The 22,763-nt window shown below is 65.9% G+C and carries 22 protein-coding genes; 17 read left to right on the top strand and 5 right to left on the bottom strand.

Annotated elements, in window-relative coordinates:
- Positions 1–41 precede the first annotated feature (41 nt).
- Positions 42–2,336, bottom strand: coding sequence for a bifunctional (p)ppGpp synthetase/guanosine-3',5'-bis(diphosphate) 3'-pyrophosphohydrolase (locus A9974_RS25650; RefSeq protein ID WP_183006992.1), 2,295 nt, complete (start codon positions 2,334–2,336; stop codon positions 42–44).
- A 107-nt stretch (positions 2,337–2,443) separates the two neighbouring features.
- Between A9974_RS25650 and A9974_RS25645 the strand changes: the two genes are divergently transcribed.
- The 3 genes from A9974_RS25645 to A9974_RS25635 all read left to right on the top strand — a co-directional run bounded on the left by A9974_RS25645 (position 2,444) and on the right by A9974_RS25635 (position 4,369).
- Positions 2,444–3,277 (top strand): zinc-dependent peptidase, encoded by an 834-nt coding sequence (locus tag A9974_RS25645; protein ID WP_183006991.1) that lies wholly within the window; start codon positions 2,444–2,446, stop codon positions 3,275–3,277.
- Entirely contained in the window at positions 3,274–3,783 is a 510-nt protein-coding gene (locus A9974_RS25640) for an NAD(P)H-dependent oxidoreductase (RefSeq protein ID WP_183006990.1), read from the top strand. The genes A9974_RS25645 and A9974_RS25640 overlap by 4 nt, the downstream gene beginning before the upstream one ends.
- A 142-nt stretch (positions 3,784–3,925) precedes the next feature.
- Entirely contained in the window at positions 3,926–4,369 is a 444-nt protein-coding gene (locus A9974_RS25635) for a hypothetical protein (RefSeq protein ID WP_183006989.1), read from the top strand.
- Positions 4,370–4,524: 155 nt separating this feature from the next.
- Here A9974_RS25635 and A9974_RS25630 read toward each other — a convergent pair whose 3' ends face one another.
- On the bottom strand, positions 4,525–4,878 hold the full coding sequence (locus A9974_RS25630) for a RidA family protein (protein WP_025137108.1): 354 nt from the start codon (positions 4,876–4,878) through the stop codon (positions 4,525–4,527).
- A 72-nt stretch (positions 4,879–4,950) separates the two neighbouring features.
- Positions 4,951–6,126 carry a nicotinate phosphoribosyltransferase gene (gene pncB, locus A9974_RS25625; RefSeq protein WP_183006988.1) on the bottom strand — a complete coding sequence of 392 codons (1,176 nt, stop codon included), beginning with the start codon at positions 6,124–6,126 and terminating at the stop codon, positions 4,951–4,953.
- A 155-nt stretch (positions 6,127–6,281) separates the two neighbouring features.
- Between pncB and fdxA the strand changes: the two genes are divergently transcribed.
- From fdxA to A9974_RS25555, 14 genes are all read left to right on the top strand, one after another.
- Complete coding sequence (fdxA, locus tag A9974_RS25620; RefSeq protein ID WP_006389264.1) at positions 6,282–6,605, top strand: ferredoxin FdxA; 324 nt, start codon at positions 6,282–6,284, stop codon at positions 6,603–6,605.
- 46 nt (positions 6,606–6,651) lie between these two features.
- The gene (locus A9974_RS25615) at positions 6,652–7,452 is read left to right on the top strand and encodes a ferredoxin--NADP reductase (RefSeq protein WP_183006987.1); all 801 of its coding nucleotides are present in this window, start codon (positions 6,652–6,654) and stop codon (positions 7,450–7,452) included.
- A 234-nt stretch (positions 7,453–7,686) separates the two neighbouring features.
- Complete coding sequence (locus A9974_RS25610) at positions 7,687–8,913, top strand: polyhydroxyalkanoate depolymerase (protein ID WP_183006986.1); 1,227 nt, start codon at positions 7,687–7,689, stop codon at positions 8,911–8,913.
- 61 nt (positions 8,914–8,974) lie between these two features.
- Positions 8,975–9,613, top strand: a complete 639-nt coding sequence (gene rsxB / locus A9974_RS25605) for an electron transport complex subunit RsxB (RefSeq protein WP_183006985.1) — start codon at positions 8,975–8,977, stop codon at positions 9,611–9,613.
- Entirely contained in the window at positions 9,610–10,245 is a 636-nt protein-coding gene (nth, locus tag A9974_RS25600) for an endonuclease III (protein ID WP_183006984.1), read from the top strand. Before rsxB ends, nth begins: the two co-directional genes overlap by 4 nt.
- A gap of 364 nt (positions 10,246–10,609) precedes the next feature.
- Positions 10,610–11,383: an ABC transporter ATP-binding protein gene (locus tag A9974_RS25595; RefSeq protein ID WP_183006983.1), complete on the top strand. Its 774-nt coding sequence runs from the start codon at positions 10,610–10,612 to the stop codon at positions 11,381–11,383.
- The gene (locus A9974_RS25590; RefSeq protein WP_183006982.1) at positions 11,380–12,090 is read left to right on the top strand and encodes an ABC transporter ATP-binding protein; all 711 of its coding nucleotides are present in this window, start codon (positions 11,380–11,382) and stop codon (positions 12,088–12,090) included. The genes A9974_RS25595 and A9974_RS25590 overlap by 4 nt, the downstream gene beginning before the upstream one ends.
- 78 nt (positions 12,091–12,168) lie before the next feature.
- Complete coding sequence (locus A9974_RS25585) at positions 12,169–13,383, top strand: ABC transporter substrate-binding protein (RefSeq protein ID WP_183006981.1); 1,215 nt, start codon at positions 12,169–12,171, stop codon at positions 13,381–13,383.
- A gap of 95 nt (positions 13,384–13,478) precedes the next feature.
- On the top strand, positions 13,479–14,366 hold the full coding sequence (locus tag A9974_RS25580) for a branched-chain amino acid ABC transporter permease (protein ID WP_183006980.1): 888 nt from the start codon (positions 13,479–13,481) through the stop codon (positions 14,364–14,366).
- The gene (locus A9974_RS25575; RefSeq protein WP_183006979.1) at positions 14,363–15,346 is read left to right on the top strand and encodes a branched-chain amino acid ABC transporter permease; all 984 of its coding nucleotides are present in this window, start codon (positions 14,363–14,365) and stop codon (positions 15,344–15,346) included. Before A9974_RS25580 ends, A9974_RS25575 begins: the two co-directional genes overlap by 4 nt.
- Before the next feature lie 137 nt (positions 15,347–15,483).
- A complete protein-coding gene (locus A9974_RS25570; protein WP_183006978.1) occupies positions 15,484–16,503 on the top strand; it encodes an ABC transporter substrate-binding protein in 1,020 nt (339 codons plus the stop codon).
- An 83-nt stretch (positions 16,504–16,586) separates the two neighbouring features.
- Positions 16,587–17,432: a branched-chain amino acid aminotransferase gene (locus tag A9974_RS25565; RefSeq protein WP_183006977.1), complete on the top strand. Its 846-nt coding sequence runs from the start codon at positions 16,587–16,589 to the stop codon at positions 17,430–17,432.
- Between the two features lie 143 nt (positions 17,433–17,575).
- Complete coding sequence (locus A9974_RS25560; protein WP_183006976.1) at positions 17,576–19,723, top strand: phosphocholine-specific phospholipase C; 2,148 nt, start codon at positions 17,576–17,578, stop codon at positions 19,721–19,723.
- Positions 19,720–20,127, top strand: coding sequence for an ASCH domain-containing protein (locus A9974_RS25555; protein WP_183006975.1), 408 nt, complete (start codon positions 19,720–19,722; stop codon positions 20,125–20,127). The genes A9974_RS25560 and A9974_RS25555 overlap by 4 nt, the downstream gene beginning before the upstream one ends.
- Positions 20,128–20,158: 31 nt before the next feature.
- On the opposite strand, the gene A9974_RS25550 is transcribed toward A9974_RS25555, so the two are convergent.
- Complete coding sequence (locus A9974_RS25550) at positions 20,159–20,923, bottom strand: ABC transporter ATP-binding protein (protein ID WP_183006974.1); 765 nt, start codon at positions 20,921–20,923, stop codon at positions 20,159–20,161.
- Complete coding sequence (locus A9974_RS25545; RefSeq protein ID WP_183006973.1) at positions 20,920–22,758, bottom strand: ATP-binding cassette domain-containing protein; 1,839 nt, start codon at positions 22,756–22,758, stop codon at positions 20,920–20,922. The genes A9974_RS25550 and A9974_RS25545 overlap by 4 nt, the downstream gene beginning before the upstream one ends.
- Positions 22,759–22,763 lie beyond the last annotated feature (5 nt).

Raw genomic sequence — 22,763 nt, 5'->3', positions numbered from 1 at the left:
TGCGCGGGCGCCCGGCGCCCGCGCGAGTCAAGGCGCGCGGCCTAGCGGCGCGTCGCCGACGACACGCCCTGCACCTCGGCCAGGGCGTCCAGCGCGCGGGCCAGCGATTCGCCCCCGCGCACCTCCACCGTGAACACCATGTGGGCCAGCGATTGCCGGCTTTGCGTGTTCACGCCCACCACGTTCAGGCGCAGCCGCGCGAAGACTTCGGACAGATCCCGCAACAAGCCCGAACGATCGTGCGCGCGCACGCTGATGTCGACCGGATAGAAGGTGTCGGCCGGGGTTTCGCCCCAGGCCACTTCGATCACGCGTTCGGGTTCGCGTTCGGCCAGCGCCAGGTAGCTGTGGCAATCGCTGCGGTGAATCGAAACGCCGCGTCCGCGCGTCACGAAGCCGGCGATGGCGTCGGGCGGCGCCGGACGGCAGCAGCGCGCCAACTGCGTCAAAAGCGAGCCCACGCCCACCACCAGCACGCCGCTCTTGCCGCTCTTTTCGGCGCTGCCCGCGCTGGCGTGGCGCAAGGCGGCCGGCTGCGGCTCGACCGCGGGGCCCGGCGCCTGGAACAGCGTATCGATCTGCCGCAGGCTGAATTCTTCCTTGGCGGCGGCCACGTACAGGTCGTCCGCGCGGGCAAAACCCAGGTTCTGCGCCAGCTGCTCCAGATTGACGGCGGTCTTGCCCAGCCGCTGCAATTCCTTTTCGACCAGCGCCTGGCCCTGGGTGATGCGCTGCTGCAGTTCGATGGCGTTGAACCACATGCGCACCTTGGCCCGGGAGCGCGAGCTGGCCAGAAACCCCAGCTGCGGATTGAGCCAGTCGCGCGACGGGCCGCCGGACTTGGCCGAGATGATCTCGACCGTCTGGCCGGTGGCCAGCCGCGTCTGCAGCGGCACCATCTGGCCGTCGACGCGGGCGCCCCGGCAACGGTGGCCCAGGTCGGTGTGCAGGTGGTACGCGAAATCGACGGGCGTGGCGCCCGCGGGCAGCTCGATCACCCGCGCCTGCGGCGTCAGCACGTAGATGCGGTCTTCCGAGGGCTCGGGCGCGGCGGCGTGGCGGCCGCGCCCGGTGGCGGCCCTGCCGGAAGCGGGCTTGCCGCCATCGGGTTTGCCAGCGTCCGCGGCCGGCGCCTCGCCGGATTCGACGTCGGTATTCCAGGCCAGCAGCTGGCGCATCCAGGCCAGTTGCCGGTCGTATTCGCTGGAGGCGGCCACCTGGCCGCCCTTGGCCCCGGCCTCTTTGTAGCGCCAGTGCGCGGCCATGCCGTATTCGGCGAACTGGTGCATTTCTTGCGTGCGGATCTGCACCTCGAACGGCCGGCCGTCATCGTCGGCCACCACCGTGTGCAAGGACCGGTAGCCGTTGGGCTTGGGGCGCGAAATATAGTCGTCGAACTCGTTGGACAGCGGCGTCCACATCTCGTGCACCATGCCCAGCGCCGTGTAGCAGGCGCGCACGTCGTCCACGATGATGCGCAGCGCGCGCAGGTCGTACATCTGGGCGAAGTCCAGCCGCTTGACCCGCATCTTGTTCCAGATGCTGTAGATATGCTTGGGCCGGCCGCTGACCTCGGCGTCGATGCCATGCTTGGCCAGCGCCGCCTGCAGGCGCTCGATAGCGCCGGCGATGAAGGCCTCGCGCTCGACCCGCTTTTCTTCGAGCAGGCGCGCGATCTGCTTGTATTTGTCCGGGTCCAGGAAGCGGAACGCCAGATCTTCCATTTCCCACTTGATCTGCCAGATACCCAGCCGGTTGGCCAGCGGCGCGTACAGGTCCAGAGTCTCGCGGGCAAAATCGGTCGAACACGGCGTCTTGCTTTCGGCGTGCCAGCGCAAGGTCTGCAGGCGCGACGCCAGGCGCATCAGCACGATGCGCAGATCGGCCGCCATGGCCAGCAGCATCTTGCGCTGCATTTCCTTTTGCGTGCCGGTCTCGGCTTCGGCGTCGCTGGCCTGGCGCGCCACCACGCCCAGCCGCAACAGCGCCCGGGCGCCCTGGACCAGCCGGGCAACTTCGGCGCCAAAGGCGGCGGCGACCGGATCATTGCGCAAGGCGGGCGCCGGCGCGGTCAGGTCGGTAGGCAGCGCGGCCAGCAGCGCCGCCGCACGGGTGGCCGAATCGGTGTGCAGGCCCGCCAGGATACGCACGACGCCGGCGCCGTGGGAGGCCAGCGGCTCGCCCGTCAGGGCCTGCTGGCCCTCGAACCGGGGAACCGACCAGGCCACGGCCCGGTCGATAAACCCAAGGCCGTCGGCATCCAGACCCGCGCCAGCCTCCTGTCGCCAGGAAGCGTCGAAAGGCGGAGGCGCATCGAGAACAGGCGGGGCGGACATCGCGGACGTATTGCGGGGTGGGAATGGAAGATTCCGACACTCTACACTAGGAAACAAGTACGGAAACGCCGGCAATGCCCGGGCATATATACAAGGAACTCAAGCTTATGTTGCGCTGGCTCAAGGGCCGGGGAGCACGCCCGTCGGAGGTGGCGGAAATGCAGGCCCGGATCGCTCCCGATCTCTGGCGGCAGGTGTTGCAGACCCACCCGTTCCTGGCGGCGCTGGACGCCGATGAAACCGCCCAGTTGCTGGCGCGGTCGGCGTGGCTGCTGGCCAGCAAGACCATCAACGGCGCCCAGGGCCTGGAGGTGTCCGACTTCATGCGGCTGTCGATCGCGGCCCAGGCCAGCCTGCCGATCCTGAACCTGACGCCTACGCTGTACGAAGGCTGGGACGAGATCATCGTCTACCCCGCCGGATTCCGCATCCCGCGCAAGCGCCTGGACGAAGACGGCGTCATGCACGAATACGTCGAGGACGCGGCCGGCGAAGCCTGGGAAGGCGGGCCGCTGGTGCTGTCCTGGGAAGACGCGCTGCTGTCCGAGGGCGGCTTCAACGTGGTGATCCACGAATTCGCGCACAAGCTGGACCTGCAATCGGGCTTTGCCGACGGCATGCCCTCGCTGGCCGCGCACGGCGACCTGAAGCCGCGCGACTGGCGACGTGTCCTGGACGACAGCCTGGACCGCTTCATCGCCGCGGTGGATGCGGTGGAGGCCGCCATTCCGCGCGACGTGGACCCCGAAAGCGAGGAAGCCGACGCCTGGTACGGGCAACTGCCGCTGGACCCCTACGCCGCCACGGACGAGGCCGAGTTCTTCGCCGTCAGCTCCGAACATTTCTTCGTCGACCCCCACCCCATGGCCGAAGCCCTGCCCGAATGGTTCGGCCTGCTGCAGGCCTACTATCGGCAAGACACCCTGAGGCGCTACCCGTGAAGCAACTGCTGATCGTCTGGCATTCCCGCACCGGCGCGGCCCGGCAGATGGCGCAGGCCGCCGCCCAAGGCGCCCTGGCCGCGGCCACATTGCTGGAGCAGCCGGACGCGTTGGCGGTGGTCCTGCGCCGCGCGGAAGACGCCACCGAGGCCGATGTCCTGGCCAGCGACGGATTCCTGTTCTGCGCGCCGGAAAACCTGGCCAGCCTGAGCGGCGAGATGAAGGAATTCTTCGACCGTTGCTACTACGGCGTGCTGGACCGCATTGCCGGCCGGCCCTATGCCTGCCTGATCAGCGCCGGCAGCGACGGCGCGGGTGCCGCCCGCCAGGTCGAGCGCATCTGCACCGGCTGGCGCCTGCGCGCCGCCGCGCCCGCCCTGATCGTCAATCTGGGCGCGCAGACGCCCGAACAGATCGCCGCCCCCAAGACCGTGGCGCCGGCCGAACTGGCGCGCTGCGAGGACGCCGGCGGCCTGCTGGCCGGCCTGTTGGTGACGGCCGCCTAGCGGCGCCCCCCATCCGGGGCGCAAGCCACGCGACGTGACGGCTTGCTTTCCCATTTGGAAAAAGGCTGGCGAAGCCGTTGCCAGAGGCGCGGATTTTTAAATCACAACAATATCAAAGCGTTTAAATCCCGCGATATTTCCCATGCTATTTCTTTTACCGGTGGCGGAAAGCCCAGCCTTTCCCACGCCCTCTCCCCTTTTGACCTTACCCACACCTCACATGGCAAAATCAAACACGATCAAGAAATTCGCAGTAGTGGCAACCCTGCTTTTCATGACAGGATGCGGCACGGTGGCGTTGCTGCAGGATCGCAATATCACCAGGCTGAGCGAGCCGGGCGTGAAGCAACCGGAAGTCACCGCGATGCTGGGCAAGCCCGTGGCCGTCCTGGATACGATGAACGGCCAGGGCGTCTGCAATGACTATCTGTACACACCGCCCAAGGGCTCCGAAACGCGAATCTGGGTCCATTTTCGCAAGAGCGATGACATGTTGGTGGCATTCAGCATGAACATTACCTGCGAGCAAGCCGGCAAGGCTGGCCATTTGAATACCCTGGTGCCCTACAGAGAAAGAAATAAATAGGGTTCGCCAGGCTGTCGACGCCCGGGCTGGGCCGAGGGCCGATTCGTTTTCACCTTGGAAACAAGGAACAACTACGCCCTCGCCGCAGGCGCCAGCGGGACGCGAAAAAAAAGCCCTCCGGCAGGCCGGAGGGCTTTTCATCGTGCACGCGCCAATCAGGCGACCGCAGCAGTCACGACGATCTCGACCTTGAAGTCGGGATTGGCCAGGCGGGCCTCGACGGTGGCGCGCGGGGGCGAGTTGCCGTCGGCAACCCAAGCGTCCCAGGCCTTGTTCATGCCGTCGAATTCCTTCATGTTGGCCACGTAGATCTGGGCCATCAGGATCTTGGTCTTGTCGGTGCCGGCTTCGGCCAGCAGGCGATCGATGGTCGCGAGCACTTGCTCGGTCTGGCCGGTGATGTCCAGCTTGGCATCGTCCGGCACCTGGCCTGCCAGGTATGCGACGCCGTTGTACACGGCCATGTCCGACAGGCGCTTGGCGACGTGGAAGCGCTTGATGCTGCTCATGAATATTCCCCTAGTGACGAGTTGACGGGTTGGAACAATGCGAAGAATGCCGAACTTTACCCTGCCGCGGCTTCAGGCGGGCGGTAGCTGGAAGACCTGGCGCAGATAGGCCAGGTAGGCCGGATCGTCGCACATGGTCTTTTCGGGCGCGTCGGAGACCTTGGCCACGGGCTGGCCGTTGCAGCGAACCATCTTCATGACGATCTGCAAAGGCTCGTGGCCCAGGTCGTTGGTCAGGTTGGTGCCGATGCCGAACGACACCTTGCAGCGCCCGGCGAACTGGCGCGCCAGCTCGATGGCGCGCGGGAAGGTCAGCGAATCCGAGAACACCAGCGTCTTGGCGCGCGGGTCGACCCGGTTCTTGCGGTAGTGCTCGAGCAAGCGCTCGCCCCAGACGAAGGGATCGCCGGAATCGTGGCGGGCGCCGTCGAACAGCTTGCAGAAATACATGTCGAAATCGCGCAGGAAGGCGTCCATGCCGTAGACGTCGGACAGTGCGATGCCCAGGTCGCCGCGGTACTCCTTGGCCCACACTTCCAGCGCGAAGACCTGCGAATCACGCAGCCGCGGGCCCAGCGCCTGGCAGGCCTGCAGGTATTCGTGGCCCATGGTGCCCAGCGGCAGCACCTCGTGCTGCTTGGCCAGCAGCACATTGCTGGTGCCGGCGAAGTGCGGCCCCATCTGCGCCTTCATGGTCGAGACGATTTCCTCATGCCACACCTTGGAGAAGCGGCGGCGGGTACCGTACTCAGCCACGCGGAAGTCGGCCAGCGCCGGATCGTCCAGCACCAGGTGCATCTTGGACTGCAGGCGCTTGCGGCCTTCGGCCCAGTCGGGATGCTTGCGGGTGTTGCGGAAATAGACCTCGTTGACGATGGCCAGCACGGGGATCTCGAACAGGATCGTGTGCAGCCACGGGCCTTTGACCTCGATGCTGATCTCGCCCGGCGCATCGCCTTCGCTGATGTGGATGCAGCGCTCGGGCAGATGGAACAGTTCGAGGAAATCGACGAAGTCGCTTTTGATAAAGCGCAAGCCGCCCAGATATTTAAGCTCGTCGGCAGTGAAGCGCAGCTGGCACAGCTGATGCACTTCTTCGCGGATTTCGTCCAGGTAGGGGCGCAGATTGGCCCCCGCCGTTCGGCATTTGTAACGGTACTCGACCTGGGCAGCGGGGAATTGATGCAGCACCACCTGCATCATGCTGAATTTGTACAGATCGGTGTCGAGCAGCGAGGTGATTATCATGATTGCGCGTATCGTTTCGCGACACCATAGCATGAAGGCGCCGTCCCACCCCCCAGTGCGCCACGATGTCAACACGGGTATTCACGGCGGTTTGGCGCTGCATTGGGTAAAATCCGCCCAACAAAACACAAATGCCGCCTGCCCGGAGTCCCTGAATGACCCACGTCGTCACCGAAAACTGTATCAAGTGCAAGTACACCGATTGCGTAGATGTGTGCCCGGTGGACTGTTTTCGTGAGGGTCCGAACTTCCTGGTGATCGACCCCGACGAATGCATCGATTGCGCCGTCTGCATCCCGGAATGCCCGGCCAACGCGATCTACGCCGAAGAAGACGTGCCGCAAGACCAATTGAACTTCATCGCCCTGAATGCCGAGCTCTCGCCCGAGTTCGCCAGCATCAGCCGCGCCAAGAAGCCGCTGCCCGACGCCGACGAGTGGAACGGCAAGCAGGACAAGCTGCAATACCTGGAAAAATAATCCGCGAACGCGGGGCCGTTCACGGCCCGCGACGCGCGATGCCCCGATGACCGACGATTCCAAATACACGCGCCAGACCGTCACCCATGTCCACACCTGGGTGCCCGACAAGTTGTTCTCCTTGCGGGTCACGCGCGACGACGCGTATACGTTCCAGCCGGGCCAGTTCGCCCGGGTCGGCCTGCCGGGCGCCGACGATCCCGACGGTCCGCCCACGCTGTGGCGCGCCTACTCGATGGTGTCGGCCCCGCAGGAGCCGTGGCTGGAGTTCTACTCCATCGTGGTTCCCGAAGGCCTGTTCAGCCCGCGCATGGCGCGGCTGCAGCCTGGCGACGCGCTCTACGTCGAAAAAGCGCCCTACGGCTTCCTGACGCTGGAGCGCTTCGCCCCCGGCGGCGACCTCTGGCTGCTGGCCTCGGGCACCGGACTGTCGGCCTACCTGTCGATCCTGCGCGACCCGGCCGTCTGGCGCGCCTATCGCCGCATCATCCTGGTGCACGGCGTGCGCACCGCGACCGAGCTGGCCTACCGCGACGAAATCGAAGGCTGGCGCCGCGATCCGGCCCTGGCCGAGCTGTTCGCGGCCGATCCGCACAAGCTGGTGTACCTGCCGATCGCCACCCGCGAAACCCTGCCCGGCATGCCGCAAGCGCGCCTGACCACGCTGATCGCCGATGGCGGGCTGGAACGGCTGGCGGGCGTGCCGCTGGACCCGGAGCAAGCAAAGATCATGCTTTGCGGCAATCCGGACATGCTGGCCGATGCCCGCAAGTTGCTGGGCGAACGCGGCTTCAAGCCGGGACGCCGCGGCATTCCCGGCAACCTGGCCGTGGAAAACTACTGGTGAATTCCAGTCCGGGCCAGGTGCTTTCCTGGCCCATCCGGCCTAGGCCGGAAATCCCCCTTTTTAGGCCGCTGCCCCCGCTTGATTCCGCCCTAAACTGGTGCACAAGGGATGACGGGTCGCATTTTTGCAACACAAAAGCCGATTTTCGGACGCTTTCGTCAGATGAATTGGAAATACCGTTACTCCCCGGCGCAATAATCGGGGCACACGCACGACCCAGAAGGACTTTCCCCAATGCTGTACCAATTGCACGAAATGCAGCGCGCCTTCCTGACTCCGTTCGCTGCTTTTACGGATGCCGGTTCCCAGCTGTTCTCCAGTCCCTACAGTCCCCTCGCCTACACCCCGATCTCGCGCCAGATGGCCGCGGGATACGAGTTGATGACGCGTATCGGCAAGGAATACCAGAAACCCGCCTGGAACCTGCCCGCCACCGAAATCGACGGCAAGTCCGTCCGGGTGACCGAATCGGTCGTGCTGGACAAGCCCTTCTGCCGGCTGGTGCACTTTCACCGCGATGTGCGCCAAACCCCGAAAAACGACCCCAAGGTGCTGTTGGTGGCGCCCATGTCGGGCCACCATGCCACGCTGCTGCGTGACACCGTGCGCGCCCTGCTGCCGAACCACGACATCTACGTGACCGACTGGATCGACGCCCGCATGGTGCCGCTGTCGGCCGGGCCGTTCCACCTGAACGACTACGTCCGCTACGTGCAGGATTTCATCCGGCACCTGGGTCCCGATGTCCACGTGATCTCGGTCTGCCAGCCGACCGTGCCCGTGCTGGCCGCCGTGTCGCTGATGGCCTCGGCCAACGATCCCTGCCAGCCCCGCAGCATGGTCATGATGGGCGGCCCCATCGATCCGCGCCAATCGCCCACGCAAGTGAACCGCCTGGCCACCACCAAGCCCTACTCGTGGTTCGAGAACCAGGTGATCCACCCGGTTCCGCCGCGTTACCCGGGGTCGGGCCGCAAGGTCTACCCGGGCTTCCTGCAGCACGCCGGGTTCATGGCCATGAACCCCGACCGCCACATGAAGTCGCACTACGAGTTCTACCTGGACCTGCTGCGCGGCGACGACAACGACGCCGAGGCGCATCGCCGCTTCTACGACGAATACAACGCCGTGCTGGACATGCCGGCCGAGTTCTACCTGGACACCATCCGCATGGTGTTCCAGGACTTCGCGCTGCCCAATGGCACCTGGGAGGTCGACGGCCAACTGGTGCGGCCGGCCGACATCAAGAAGGTCGCGCTGTTCACGATCGAAGGCGAACTGGACGACATCTCGGGCCAGGGCCAGACCCGCGCGGCCATCAAGCTGTGCAAGAACATCCCGGCCGAGCGCAAGACGCATTACACCGCCCCCAACTGCGGCCACTACGGGATTTTCTCGGGCCGCCGGTGGCGCGAAATGATCTGTCCTAAAATCGCGGAATTCATCCGGCAATCGGCCTGATCCGTTCTCCGAACCGTCTTCCACGGGGCCCGAGCGGCCCCTTTTCTTTTCATCGCCCGCCATGTCCTGTCGCACATTAGCCGACCGCATCGATGCCTTGCTGCCTCAGACGCAATGCACCAAGTGCGGTTTTGACGGCTGCCGGCCCTACGCCGACGCCATCGCCGAGGGCGCGGCCCCCATCAACCGCTGCCCGCCGGGCGGCGACGAAGGCATCGCCGCGCTGGCCAGCCTGCTCGATACGCCGCCGTTACCGCTGGACCTGTCCCGCGGCGAACCCGGCCCGCTGCTGGTCGCCCATATCGACGAGGCGCATTGCATCGGCTGTACGCTGTGCATCCAGGCCTGTCCGGTCGACGCCATCGTCGGCGCCAACAAGCACATGCATACCGTGCTGACCGACTGGTGCACCGGCTGCGACCTGTGCGTGGCGCCCTGCCCGGTCGACTGCATCCAGATGGTGCCCGCGGGCCGCGCCTGGACCGCCGAGGACGCCTTTGCTGGCCGCCAGCGCCATCGGCGCCACCTGGCGCGCATCGAACGCCTGGCCGCCGACAACACGCGCCTGATGGCCCCCGAGCCCGCCGGCGCGCCCACCGCCCCCGCCCCCGACGATGCGCAGGACGACGACCGCAAGCGCGCCGCCATTGAATCCGCCCTGGCCCGCGCCCGGGCCCGCCGCAACGCCCCGCGCCCATGAACGCCGCCAAACGCCGAGAGATATTCGCCCGCCTGCAGGCGGCCAATCCGCACCCGACCACCGAGCTCGAATACGACACGCCGTTCCAGCTGCTGATCGCGGTGCTGTTGTCGGCGCAGGCCACCGACAAGTCGGTGAACATCGCCACCCGCAAGTTCTTTCCGCGCTACGGCACGCCGCAAGCACTGCTGGCGCTGGGCGAGGAAGGCCTGGCGGACTACATCAAGACGATCGGCCTGTACCGCACCAAGGCCAAGAACACGATCGCCACCTGCCGCATCCTGATCGAACAGCACGGCGGCGAAGTGCCGCAGACCCGCGAAGCGCTGGAGGCGCTGCCGGGCGTGGGCCGCAAAACCGCCAACGTGGTGTTGAATACTGCATTCGGCCAACCCACCATGGCCGTGGACACGCACATTTTCCGGGTATCGAACCGCACGGGCATCGCCCCCGGCAAGAACGTGCTGGAAGTTGAATTGAAACTTGAAAAGTTCGTGCCGCGCGAATATATGCAGGACGCACATCACTGGCTGATCCTGCAGGGCCGCTACGTCTGCGTGGCGCGCAAACCGAAATGCCCGCAATGCGGTATTTCGGACCTGTGCGAATTCAAGGATAAAACGCCGGCGTAAATAACCGCGCGTTGAATTCCGTCTGCGCTGCGCGGGCTCGCGCAGCGCCAGCCAGCCGGGTTTTCCCCATGCCCGCCGTGATGACGGATTGATGACGATCAATGCGGATTTGCTGCAACGCATTGCATACGTATATCGGGTTTTTACCCAATGAGGATGCGAATTGTCAGCCACCCGACAATTCACCTTTCCGCACTGCAAAACCTATGACAAACCCTCATGGAATTTTGATCTGGAGGTGCGCATACTCGCCGGCAACTCTTGTAGAAAACTGAGCGGATAGGGCAGTTTTCAGACCCCACGGGGGCCCTGCGCATGACGCTGGGCAGAGTCCACATATAAATACAACGCCGGTGCAGCGGACATGGACGACACGATCCTGGAGACAAAAGGCCTCACCAAGGAATTCCGCGGTTTTGTCGCGGTCAATGGGGTCGATTTGCGTATCAAGCGAGGCGAGATTCATGCCTTGATCGGGCCGAACGGCGCGGGCAAGACCACATGCTTCAACCTGCTGACCAAATTCCTTTCCCCCACGTCGGGAACCATCAAATTCAACGGTCTGGACATCACGGGCGAACGCCCGGCGCAGATCGCGCGGCGCGGCGTGATCCGCTCGTTCCAGATCTCGGCGGTGTTCCCTCACCTGACCGTGCTCGAGAACGTGCGCATCGGCTTGCAGCGCAAGACGGGCCTGTCGTTTCACTTCTGGCGCAGCGACAAGCGCCTGGCCGAACTGAACGAACCCGCGCGCGCCCTGCTCGAGCAGGTGGACCTGGGCGCGTTCGCCAACGAAACCACGGTAAACCTGCCTTACGGCCGCAAGCGCGCGCTTGAAATCGCCACCACGTTGGCGATGGAACCCGAACTGATGCTGCTGGACGAGCCCACGCAAGGCATGGGCCACGAAGACGTCGACCGCGTGACGCAGTTGATCAAGCGCGTCAGCGCCGGCCGCACCATCCTGATGGTGGAACACAACATGAACGTCGTGTCCTCCATCGCCAACACCATTACCGTGCTGGCGCGCGGCGCGGTGCTGGCCGAGGGATCCTACGCCGAAGTCTCCCGCCATCCGGCCGTGATGCAAGCCTACATGGGCACCACCGACGGCGAACTTCAAGGAGCGCATGCATGAGTACCCCGGCACTGGAAATCTCGGGCCTGCAGGCCTGGTACGGGGAATCGCATATCCTGCACGGCGTGGATATGCGGGTCGCGCAAGGCGAAGTCGTGACGCTGCTGGGCCGCAATGGCGCCGGCCGCACCACCACGCTACGCGCCATCCTGGGCCTGACCGGGTCCCGCAAGGGCTCGGTGCGCATCCATGGCACCGAAGCCATCGACCTGCCCACCTACAAGATCGCGCATCTGGGCGTGGGCTACTGTCCCGAAGAGCGCGGTATTTTCGCCAGCCTGTCGTGCGAGGAAAACCTGCTGCTGCCGCCCGTCGTGGGTTCGCTGGGCGGCGGCATGTCGCTGGCCGAAATCTACGACATGTTCCCCAACCTGCAGGAACGCCGGCATTCGCCCGGCACCCGCCTGTCGGGTGGCGAACAGCAGATGCTGGCCGTGGCGCGCATCCTGCGCACCGGCGCGAACCTGCTGCTGCTGGACGAAATCTCTGAAGGCCTGGCCCCGGTCATCGTCCAGGCGCTGGCCCGCATGATCACCACGCTCAAGCAGCGCGGCTACACCATCGTCATGGTGGAGCAGAATTTCCGCTTCGCGGCGCCGCTGGCCGACCGCTTCTACGTCATGGAGCACGGCCAGATCGTCGAGCATTTCGAGGCGTCGGAACTTTCAGAAAAACAGGACACGCTCAACGAACTGCTGGGCGTCTAAAGGGCTATCGCCCGACATAACCTGTGTCACCCGCCGGACATCCCGGCACCATACACCGAAGGGAAGAGGAGTCATCCCATGAAGCTGCACACCATCACTGCTGCACTGGCCATGGCGGGCCTGGGATTTGCCGGGGCACCCGCTCAGGCGCAAGGCATCTCCGACGATGTCATCCGCATCGGCTTCATCACCGACATGTCGGGCGTGTATTCCGACATCGACGGCAAGGCCGGCCTGGATGCGATCCGCATGGCCATCGAGGATTTCGGCGGCTCGGTCAACGGCAAGAAGATCGAAGTGCTGTCGGCGGACCACCAGAACAAGGCGGACGTGGCCTCGGCCCGTGCCCGTGAGTGGTTCGACCAGCAGAAGGTCGACGTGATCATCGCTGGCACGAATTCCGCGACCAGCCTGGCGATGGCCGCCGTGGCGGCCGAGAAGAAAAAGCCCTTCATCGCCATCGGCGCGGGCGCGTCCGACCTGACCAACGCGCAATGTTCGCCCTACACCGTGCACTATGCCTACGACACCGTGGCGCTGGCGCGCGGCACCGGCTCGGCGGTGGTGAAGGACGGCGGCAAGAGCTGGTTCTTCCTGACCGCTGACTACGCCTTCGGCCATGCGCTGGAACGCGATACGATGGCCGTGGTGAAGGCCGCCGGCGGCGAGATCAAGGGCCAGGTGCGCGCACCGCTGGGCGCCTCCGACTTCTCGTCCTTCCTGCTGCAGGCACAGGCGTCCAAGGCACAGATCCTGGGCATGGCCAACGCGGGCGGCGACACCATCAACACCATCAAGGCCGCCAATGAGTTCGGCGTCACCAAGACGATGAAGATGGCCGGCCTGCTGGTGTTCATCAACGACGTGCACTCGCTGGGCCTGGAAGCCACCAAGGGCATGTACCTGACCGACGGCTGGTACTGGGACCAATCCGACGCCTCGCGCGCCTGGTCCAAGAAGTTCGAAGCCAAGGTCGGCCGCAAGCCTTCCATGCTGCAGGCGGGCGACTACTCGTCGGTCACGTTCTACCTGAACGGCGTGAAGGCCACCGGCACCGACGACGCCGACACTCTGATGAAGTGGATGAAGTCCAATAAGATCAACGACTTCTTCACGCAGGGCGGCTACGTGCGCGAAGACGGCCGCATGATCCACGACATGTACCTGATGCAGGTCAAGACGCCCGCCGAATCAAAGGGCCCGTGGGACTACTACAAGGTTGTCGCCACGCTGCCGGGCGACGAGGTCTACACCAAGCTGTCCGAGTCGACCTGCAAGCTGGTCAAGAAGTAATCCCCATGTGACCTTCTCGATGCGATCCGGCCCTTCCGGCCGGGTCGCCTCTTGAATTTGCCCGCTTCCCCTCGTACGCGCAGGATTTTCACAAGATGACTGATATTTTCGGCATCCCCATACAGGCCTTGTTCGGCCAGCTGTTGCTGGGCCTGGTCAATGGTTCGTTCTATGCCATGCTGTCGCTCGGCCTGGCCGTTATCTTCGGACTGCTGAACGTCATCAACTTCGCGCACGGTGCGCTCTACATGCTGGGCGCCTTCCTCGCCTGGATGGGGCTGTCGTACCTGGGGTTGAATTACTGGGTCATGCTGATCCTCGCGCCGTTGGTCGTCGGGCTGTTCGGCATCGTGATCGAAAAGCTGCTGCTCAAGCACCTGTACAAGCTGGACCACCTGTACGGCCTGCTCCTGACATTCGGACTGACACTGCTGATCGAGGGGCTGTTCCGCAGCTTCTATGGCGTGTCGGGCCAGCCCTACCCCACGCCCGATGCATTGCGCGGCGCCACCAACCTGGGCTTCATGGTGCTGCCCAACTACCGCGGCTGGGTCGTGGTGGCGTCGGTGGTGGTCTGCCTGGCGACCTGGTTCGTGATCGAACGCACCCGCCTGGGCGCCCTGCTGCGCGCCGGCACCGAGAACCCGCGGCTGGTCGAGGCCTTCGGCGTGAACGTGCCGCGCATGATCACGCTGACCTACGGCTTCGGCGTGGCACTGGCCGGCTTTGCCGGGGTGCTGGCGGCGCCGGTGCTGCAGATTTCCCCGCTGATGGGATCGAACCTCATCATTGTCGTATTCGCAGTGGTCGTGATCGGCGGCATGGGGTCCATCATGGGCGCCATCGTCACCGGGCTGGGCCTGGGTGTGATCGAAGGCCTGACCAAAGTGTTCTGGCCTGAAGCCTCCAGCACGGTCGTGTTCATCATCATGGCCATTGTTCTGTTGATCCGCCCGGCCGGGCTGTTCGGAAAAGAGAAATGAATCGTCAACTCCTGGGCTATGCAGTCCTGGCCGTCGTGGTGGCCATTCTTCCTTTCGTCGGGGTGTATCCGATCTTCGCCATGAAGATCATGTGCTATGCCCTGTTCGCCTGCGCCTTCAACCTGCTGCTGGGCTTCACGGGCCTCTTGTCGTTCGGGCACGCGGCCTTCCTGGGCAGCGCGGCCTACGCCACCGGCCACGCGCTGAAGGTCTGGGGCGTGCCCACGGAGATCGGCCTGCTGTTCGGCGTGGCCGTGGCCGCGCTGCTGGGCCTGGCGATGGGTGCGCTAGCCATCCGCCGCAGCGGCATCTATTTCGCGATGATTACGCTGGCCCTGGCGCAAATGGTGTTCTTCTTCTTCCTGCAGGCCAAGTTCACCGGCGGCGAAGACGGCCTGCAGAGCGTGCCGCGCGGCACCCTGCTGGGGATCATCGACCTGTCCAAGGACTTGAACCTGTACTACCTGGTGATGGGCGTGTTCATCATCGGCTACTTCATCATCTGGCGCACGGTGCATTCGCCGTTCGGCCAGGTGCTGCAGGCGCTGCGCGAGAACGAACCGCGCGCCGTCTCGCTGGGCTACGACGTGGACCGCTTCAAGCTGCTGGCCTTTGTGCTGTCGGCCGCCATCGCCGGCCTGGCCGGCGCCACCAAGACGCTGGTGTTCGTGTCGGCCACCCTGTCCGACGCGACCTGGCAGATGTCCGGCCTGGTCATCCTGATGACGCTGATCGGCGGCCTGGGCACCTTGACCGGGCCCATCCTGGGCGCCTTCATCGTGGTGCTGCTGGAAAACAAGGTGGGCGACTTCGGCCAGTTCATGGCCAACCTGACGGGCGTGGACTGGTTCCTGCGCCTGGGTGAATCCGTCACCATCGTGATCGGCCTGATCTTCGTCATCTGCGTGCTGGCGTTCCGCCGAGGCATCGTCGGCGAAATCAGCGCCTTCATCGAAAAGCGGCGCGCCGCGCGCGCCTGAGCCTGGCGGCCGTGCGCCGCACCCTCGCCAGACCCCTCGGGGCCGCTGATTGCGGCCCCGATCACATGGGGCGCCCCCGGCTCGGCCCGCATTCGGCCTTTACAATGGCCGGCACGCAATCCGAAAGGGGCTCCCCCATGCGCACGAAGCCTTTGCTCGCCGCCGTCCAAGGCGCCCTGGCGCTGACCGCCGCCCTGCTGCTGCCGCCCTCCGCCCACGCCGCCGGCCCCGCCTGCGAGGTCAACCGCCCGGTGCGATTCAGCGGCCTGAACTGGGAATCCAACCTGGTGCTGGCCGGCATCGAACGCTACGTGATGGAGCACGGCTACGGCTGCAAGACGTCAGTCGAGATCGGCGAGACACTGCCGATGCTGGCAGCGCTGCAACGCGGCGACGTGGACGTCACGCCCGAGGTCTGGCCCGGCCAGATCGAGGGCGCCTGGAAAAAGGCGCTGGCCAGCGGCCGCGTGCTGGGCGTGGGCCACGTCTACGACGCGGGCGAAGGCTGGTACGTGCCGCGCTACACCGTGCAGCGCCATCCCGAACTGAAAACTGCCGCCGACCTGGCGCGCTTCAAAGAAGTCTTCGCCGACCCCGAAGACCCGGGCCGCGGCCGCATCTACGGCTGCCCGGCAGGCTGGGCCTGCGGCACGCTCAACGACAACCTGCTGCGCGCCCTGGGGCTGGACCGCGACTACACGCTGTTCGCGCCCGGCTCGGGCGCCGCGCAGAAGGCCGCCATCATGTCCGCTTACAAGCGCAAGCGCGACATCGTCTTCTACTACTGGACGCCCACCGCCCTGGTCGGTGCGCTGGACCTGGTCAAACTGGAGCTGCCGGCCTTTGACCAGGCGGCCTACACCTGCCTGACGGACCCCAAGTGCGCCAAACCCGTCGCCACCGAATTCAAGCCCAATCCCGTGGTGACGGGGGTCAACGCGGCCTTCGCCAAGGAGGCGCCGCAATTGGCCGGATTCCTGGCCAAGCTGACCATCCCCAGCGACGCCATCGATGCCACCCTGGGCTGGCTGGAAACCGAAGGCAAGGAACCCGAGGACGCCGCGCGCTATTTCCTCAAGCAATACGGCCCGGTCTGGCGCCAATGGATGCCGGCGGATGCCGCCCAACGGGTACAGGCGGCCCTCGACAAGGAATGAGTCAGCGCGCTCATGTATCCTGACGTTTCGGCGCCTCGCGGCGCCATGACAAGACACGACGAGACAAGCTAAGGAAGCACACCATGGACGCCCTGTTCTGGCACAACGGTCACTGGACCACCGAAAACCCCAAACTGCTCGGCCCCGCCGACCATGCCTTCTGGATGGCCAGCATGGTCTTTGACGGCGCGCGCGCCTTTCGCGGCCTGACGCCCGACCTGGACCTGCACTGCCAGCGCGTGATCCGCTCGGCGGAAAAGATGCTGATGAAGCCGCAGCTGGGCTGGCAAGAGATCCAGGCGCTGTGCCTGCAAGCTGTCGCCAAGTTCCCCGAAGGCACCGAGCTCTATATCAAGCCCATGTTCTTCTGCGCCGACGGCTTCCTGCTGCCCGACGCCGACAAGACCCAATTCGTGCTGCACGTCTTCAAGGTGCCGATGCCGGGCGAACAGGGCTTTGCCGCCTGCTTCTCCAGTTTCGCGCGGTCCTGGCCCAACATGGCGCCCACCGACGCCAAGGCCTCGTGCCTGTACCCCAACGGCCAGCGCGCCATCCGCGAAGCGATGGACAAGGGCTTTGACAACGCCATCATGCTGGACGGCAATGGCAACGTGGCCGAGTTCGCGTCCAGCAACCTGTGGATCGCCAAGGACGGCGTGGTCTCCACGCCGGTGGACAACGGCACCTTCCTGAACGGCATCACCCGCCGCCGCGTGCTGGCCCTGCTGCAGGCAGACGGCGTGCAGGTGCAAGAGCGCAGCCTGACGCGCGCCGACATCGAGGCTGCCGACGAGGTTTTCTCGTCCGGCAATTACGGCAAGGTGGTCCACGTGAACCGCGTCGAAGACCGCAAGCTGGAATATGGCCCGCTGGCCCGCCGCGCGCACAAGCTGTACATGGACTACGCGGAAGGCACCCGCGGCAAGTAGGTCCGCGCCGCCCCGCCCATTCCTGCCCTGCTGCCCGCCTCGCGCGGGCAGCGCCGTATCCGCCGCAAGCCGTGTGACGCCAGCCGCAAGACCAGAGCCGGCATCGCGCCGCCTACCGCGGTACCGTGAAAAGGAAACCTGTCATGCACACCCGAAGAGCCTTCCTGCGCGGCAGCGCCGCGGCCGCCGGCGCCGGCAGCGCCCTGGCGCTGTTGCCGGCCTCGATCCGCCGGGCGCTGGCCATTCCCGCCAACCAGCGCAAGGGCACGATCGAAGACGTCGAGCACATCGTCATCTTCATGCAGGAAAACCGCTCGTTCGACCATTACTTCGGCGGACTGGCGGGCGTGCGCGGTTTCGGCGACCGCTTCCCCATTCCGGTGCCCGACAGCCCCGACCTCAAGCGCCGCACCGTCTGGGCCCAATACAACAGCCGGCCCGACGAGGGTTTGCCGCGCAGCGTGCTGCCGTTTCACCTGGACACCCGCGAAGCCTACGAGACCATGCGGGTGGCCAGCACGCCGCACACCTGGTCCAACGCCCAGGACGCCTGGGACGGTGGCCGCATGGGCCAGTGGCCGGCCGCCAAGAAGAACCATTCGATGGCGTATTTCACGGAAGGCGACATGCCCTTTCAGTACGCCATGGCCCGCGCATTCACGGTCTGCGACGCCTACCACTGCTCGTTCACCGGCGGCACCAACACCAACCGGCTGTTCGTCTGGAGCGGCACCAACGATGGTCTGGGCCGCGGCAACGGCCCGGCGCTGGGCAATATCTACAACAAACTGGGCAGCGGCGACCCGGCCGGCGCCTACACCTGGACCACCTATCCCGAACGCCTGGAACGCGCCGGCATCAGCTGGCGCATTTACCAGAACATGGCGGACAACTATTCACTCAACCCCACTGCCGGCTTCAAGGCCTACCGCGATGCGCATCAGGGCCTGCCAGGCTCGCTGGCCGCGTTGAAGGACAAGGCCCTGACCACCCGCGACCTGGACCTGCTGCGCCAGGACGTGCTGGACGGCAAGCTGCCGCAGGTGTCGTGGATCTGCGCCACCAAGGCGGGCTCCGAGCACCCCAGTCCCTCCAGCCCGGCGCAAGGGGCGGACTACACCGCCCACGTGCTGGACGCGCTGACCGCCAACCCCGAGGTCTGGAGCAAGACCGTCCTCTTGCTGATGTTCGACGAGAATGACGGCTTCTTCGATCACATGCCGCCGCCCGCGCCGCCATCGCGCCGGCCCGATGGCACGCTGGCAGGCGCGTCCACCGTGGACACCGCGGGCGAATACCACGAGATCATGACGGGGGTCGAGAAGGACGACACGCCGGCACACTTGCATGGCGTCTATGGGCTGGGGCCGCGGGTCCCGATGTACGTGCTGTCGCCATGGACCCGTGGCGGCTGGGTCAATTCCGAAGTGTTCGACCACACCTCGGTGCTGCGCTTCGTCGAGCGGCGCTTCGGCGTGGCGGAGAGCAATATCTCGCCCTGGCGTCGGGCGGTCTGCGGCGACCTGACGTCGATTTTCGATTTCGCCACGCCCAACCACGCCGATCTGTTGCGCGGCCTGCCGGCCACGGCCGAGCGCGCGGCCCAGGCCGCCGCGCTGCCCGGCACCGTGACGCCGCCCGCGCCCGACAGGCCCGCGCTGGCGCGCCAGCAACCCGGCACGCGGCCATCGCGCGCCCTGCCCTACGCGCTATCGCTGCGGTCGCGCGCCAACCGTGACGGCATCCTGCTGCGCTTCGACAACACCGGCACCGCCGGCGCGGTGCTGCACGTCTACGACCGCCTGCACCTGGAAGACGGACCACGCCGCTACACCGTGGAGACCGGCAAGCAACTCGAAGACGTATGGACCACCACACGCGACGAGGGGCGATACGACCTCTGGGTGCTGGGCCCCAACGGTTTTCACCGCCACGTGGCGGGCCGCCAGGGCACGGGTACCGGCCTGGAGGCCGAAGCCGCTAGCGAGTCGATCGGCCCGCGGCTGCGCGTCACCGTGCGCAACCCCGGCCCCCAGGCCCGCGTGTTCCGGATCGACGCCAACGCCTATGATTATCCGGGCCAGCCCGACGCTGCCCTGCCTGCCGGTGCCGAAGCCGTCTTCACCTGGGACTTGGCGCCCACCGGAGGCTGGTACGATTTCAGCCTGCACGCCAGCGACGAACCCGGCTTCGTGCGCCGGATGGCCGGCCGCATCGAAACCGGCGCGCCCTCCACCTCGGACCCCGCGATGGGGCAGGCACTCGTTGTGCAATGGGCACCGACCGCATGAAACCGCCCCCTCCCTATGAAGAAGCCGTAACCTTTCAGTTCGGCGATTCGCCTGAACTGGCGGACAAACTGCTGGCGTTGGTGCTGTCAGGCGCCAAGACGGCAACCTGCGGGGCGCTGCGTGATTTCACCGAGCAGGAACCGGTACCCGAAGCCGGCCGGCGCGACGTGGTGCTCGATGGCCGCGGCCGCCCGGCCTGCGTCATCGAGACGCTCAGCGTGATGATCCAGCGCTTCGACCAGGTTGACGACGCCTTTGCAGTGGCCGAGGGCGAAGGTCCGTACGAGGTATGGCGGTCGGAACACATTGCGTATTTCGACCGCAACGGCGGCTATGCGCCCGACATGATGCTGGTGTGCGAACGCTTCCGCGTGGTTGAGGTGTTCGAGCGCGGGACGGACTGAACGCCCGTCCCGCCAGGTGGCCGGGGCGCCGTCAGGCGGCTTCTTCGGCCGCGGCCTTGCCCAGGCCCAGATAGCTTTCGATCACCTTGGGGTCGCCGGCCAATTCACGCGCCGGGCCGTGCAGAATGACCTCGCCGGTTTCCAGCACGTAGCCGTAGTCCGCCACCTGCAGCGCCGCGCGGGCGTTCTGCTCGACCAGCAGGATTGCCACGCCGGTCTCGCGCAGCCGCGCGATGATGTGGAAGATCTCGCGCACGATGCGCGGCGCCAGCCCCAGGCTGGGCTCGTCCAGCATCAGCAAGGTAGGCTTGGCCATCAGCGCGCGCCCGACCGCCAGCATCTGGCGTTCGCCGCCCGACAGCGTGCCGGCCTGCTGGGCACGGCGCTCGCGCAACCGCGGAAACAGATCGAAGACCTCGTTCAGCGTATCGCGCCAGCCGCTTTCGCGGGCGCGGTAGCGGCGAAAGCCCCCCAGCAGCAGATTGTCTTCGACCGACATCGTGCCGAACAGCTCGCGCCGTTCAGGCACCAGCGACATGCCCGCGGCGACGCGGCGTTCGACCTGCCAGCCGGACACGTCGGTGCCCGCGTACTGCACGGTACCCGCCGCATGGCCGGTCTGGGGCAAGGAGCCCATCACGGCGTTCAGCATGGTGGACTTGCCGGCGCCATTGGCGCCGATGACGGTGACGATACTGCCGGCCGGCACGGTCAGGGTAGCGCCGGCCAGCGCGCCGACCTTGCCATAGCGGGCCGACAGGTTGCTGACTTCAAGAACAGGTTTGGACGCGCTCATTGCACACCTCCCGCGGTCACGGGCTTGGCCTGGTCGGCTTCGGGCAGGTCGTCGTCGATGCCGCCCAGGTAGGCTTCCAGCACTGCGGGGTTCTGCTGCACCTCGGCCGGCACGCCTTCGGCCAGCTTGGTGCCGAAATCCATCACCACCAGGTGGTTGGTCAGACGCATCACAAAATCCATGTCGTGTTCCACCAGCAAAATGCTCATGCCCTCGGCGCGCAGCTGTTCCAGCACGCGGGCCAGGTCCTGCTTTTCCTTGTAGCGCAGGCCGGCCGCGGGTTCGTCCAGCAACAGCAGCACCGGATCGCTGGCCAGGGCCCGCGCGATTTCCAGGATGCGCTGCTGGCCCAGGGCCAGGTTGCCCGCCTGCTCGTACAGGTATTCGCCCAGGCCAACGCGCTTGATCTGCTCGGCCGCTTCGTGCAGCAGCTGCGCCTCGCGCGAACGGTCCGCATGCAGGGCGCCCGCCCAGACGCCGACGTCCGAGCGCAGGTGCGCGCCCAGCGCCACGTTTTCCAGCACCGTCATGCCCGGCAGCAGCTGCACGTGCTGGAAGGTACGGCCGACGCCCAGCTTGGCGATCTCGCGCGCCGAGCGGTTGTCGATGCGCTCGCCCATGAACGTGACCTTGCCGCGCGTCACCGGTAGCACGCCGCTGATCAGGTTGAAGGTCGTGCTCTTGCCGGCGCCGTTGGGGCCGATCAGGCCCATGATTTCGCCCGAGCGCACCTTGAAGGTGATGTCATTGACGGCAACCAGGCCGCCGAATTCCTTGCGGATGGCGTCCACTTCCAGCACCACCTGCCCCGCCTGGGGCCGCGGGCGCAGCGGCAAGGCCGGCGCCGGCGCGGGCGGCGCCAGGTTGCGGCGCGAACCATCGGTGCGCGTAAGGCTGCCCCACCAGCCGGCCAGAATGGGCCACAGGCCATTGCGGGCGTATTGCAGCATCAGGATCAGCAGCACGCCGAAGACGATCATCTCGAAGTTGGCGTTGGTGTCCAGCAGCTTGGGCAACAGGTTCTGCAACTGGTCTTTCAGCACCAGAATGACGCTGGAGCCGAGCAAGGCGCCCCAGACGTAGCCCGCGCCGCCCACCACCGCCATGAACAGGTATTCGATGCCGTAGTTGATGCCGAACGGGCTGGGGCTGACCGCGCGCTGCATGTGCGCGTAGAGCCAGCCCGACACGCATGCCAGCAAGGCGGCCCAGACGAAGATCACGACCTTGTACGCGGCCGTGTTCACGCCCATCGACTCGGCCATGCCCGCGCCGCTCTTGAGCGCGCGGATGGCGCGGCCCGGACGCGAATTCAACAGGTTGCGGGTCGCCCACAGCGCCAGCAGCACGAACACCCAGATCAGGTAATAGATGTGGCGGCCGCTGGCCAGCGACATGGCGAACAGGCTGATGGGCTCGATGCCGGCGATGCCGTCATGCTTGCCCAGCGCGTCCAGGTTGCCAAACAGGAAGAACAGGGACAGGCCCCAGGCGATCGTGCCCAGCGGCAGGTAGTGGCCGGACAGGCGCAGCGTGATCGCGCCCAGCAGGTAGGCCACCACCGCCGTCAGGATCAGGCCGGCAGGCAGCGCCAGCCAGGGCGACACGTCGTATTGCGTGGTCAGGTAGGCGGTGGTGTAGGCGCCCAGGCCGACGAACGCGGCCTGGCCGAAGGACGTCAACCCGCCCACGCCGGTCAGCAGCACCAGGCCCAGCACGACCAGGCTGGCCAGGCCGATGTAATTCAGCTGCGTCACCCAGAACTCGGGCGTGACCGGCAGCAGCGGCAAGCCGGCCAGGACCACGATGAAAACGGCAAGCAAAATGCGGTTCATGACGT

The organism is Achromobacter sp. UMC71 (assembly GCF_014170305.1).
In the GTDB taxonomy this organism is placed as follows: Bacteria; Pseudomonadota; Gammaproteobacteria; order Burkholderiales; family Burkholderiaceae_B; genus Achromobacter.
This window is presented reverse-complemented; position numbering and strand designations above follow the sequence as displayed.

What these genes read in the sequence shown, in the direction of transcription:
- A9974_RS25650 (WP_183006992.1), bottom strand. Translation starts at nt 2,336, where the DNA reads ATGTCCGCCCCGCCTGTTCTCGATGCGCCTCCGCCTTTCGACGCTTCC.
- A9974_RS25645 (WP_183006991.1), top strand. Translation starts at nt 2,444, where the DNA reads ATGTTGCGCTGGCTCAAGGGCCGGGGAGCACGCCCGTCGGAGGTGGCG.
- A9974_RS25635 (WP_183006989.1), top strand. Translation starts at nt 3,926, where the DNA reads ATGCTATTTCTTTTACCGGTGGCGGAAAGCCCAGCCTTTCCCACGCCC.
- A9974_RS25630 (WP_025137108.1), bottom strand. Translation starts at nt 4,878, where the DNA reads ATGAGCAGCATCAAGCGCTTCCACGTCGCCAAGCGCCTGTCGGACATG.
- pncB (WP_183006988.1), bottom strand. Translation starts at nt 6,126, where the DNA reads ATGATAATCACCTCGCTGCTCGACACCGATCTGTACAAATTCAGCATG.
- fdxA (WP_006389264.1), top strand. Translation starts at nt 6,282, where the DNA reads ATGACCCACGTCGTCACCGAAAACTGTATCAAGTGCAAGTACACCGAT.
- A9974_RS25615 (WP_183006987.1), top strand. Translation starts at nt 6,652, where the DNA reads ATGACCGACGATTCCAAATACACGCGCCAGACCGTCACCCATGTCCAC.
- A9974_RS25610 (WP_183006986.1), top strand. Translation starts at nt 7,687, where the DNA reads ATGCTGTACCAATTGCACGAAATGCAGCGCGCCTTCCTGACTCCGTTC.
- rsxB (WP_183006985.1), top strand. Translation starts at nt 8,975, where the DNA reads ATGTCCTGTCGCACATTAGCCGACCGCATCGATGCCTTGCTGCCTCAG.
- nth (WP_183006984.1), top strand. Translation starts at nt 9,610, where the DNA reads ATGAACGCCGCCAAACGCCGAGAGATATTCGCCCGCCTGCAGGCGGCC.
- A9974_RS25595 (WP_183006983.1), top strand. Translation starts at nt 10,610, where the DNA reads ATGGACGACACGATCCTGGAGACAAAAGGCCTCACCAAGGAATTCCGC.
- A9974_RS25590 (WP_183006982.1), top strand. Translation starts at nt 11,380, where the DNA reads ATGAGTACCCCGGCACTGGAAATCTCGGGCCTGCAGGCCTGGTACGGG.
- A9974_RS25585 (WP_183006981.1), top strand. Translation starts at nt 12,169, where the DNA reads ATGAAGCTGCACACCATCACTGCTGCACTGGCCATGGCGGGCCTGGGA.
- A9974_RS25580 (WP_183006980.1), top strand. Translation starts at nt 13,479, where the DNA reads ATGACTGATATTTTCGGCATCCCCATACAGGCCTTGTTCGGCCAGCTG.
- A9974_RS25575 (WP_183006979.1), top strand. Translation starts at nt 14,363, where the DNA reads ATGAATCGTCAACTCCTGGGCTATGCAGTCCTGGCCGTCGTGGTGGCC.
- A9974_RS25570 (WP_183006978.1), top strand. Translation starts at nt 15,484, where the DNA reads ATGCGCACGAAGCCTTTGCTCGCCGCCGTCCAAGGCGCCCTGGCGCTG.
- A9974_RS25565 (WP_183006977.1), top strand. Translation starts at nt 16,587, where the DNA reads ATGGACGCCCTGTTCTGGCACAACGGTCACTGGACCACCGAAAACCCC.
- A9974_RS25560 (WP_183006976.1), top strand. Translation starts at nt 17,576, where the DNA reads ATGCACACCCGAAGAGCCTTCCTGCGCGGCAGCGCCGCGGCCGCCGGC.
- A9974_RS25555 (WP_183006975.1), top strand. Translation starts at nt 19,720, where the DNA reads ATGAAACCGCCCCCTCCCTATGAAGAAGCCGTAACCTTTCAGTTCGGC.
- A9974_RS25550 (WP_183006974.1), bottom strand. Translation starts at nt 20,923, where the DNA reads ATGAGCGCGTCCAAACCTGTTCTTGAAGTCAGCAACCTGTCGGCCCGC.
- A9974_RS25545 (WP_183006973.1), bottom strand. Translation starts at nt 22,758, where the DNA reads ATGAACCGCATTTTGCTTGCCGTTTTCATCGTGGTCCTGGCCGGCTTG.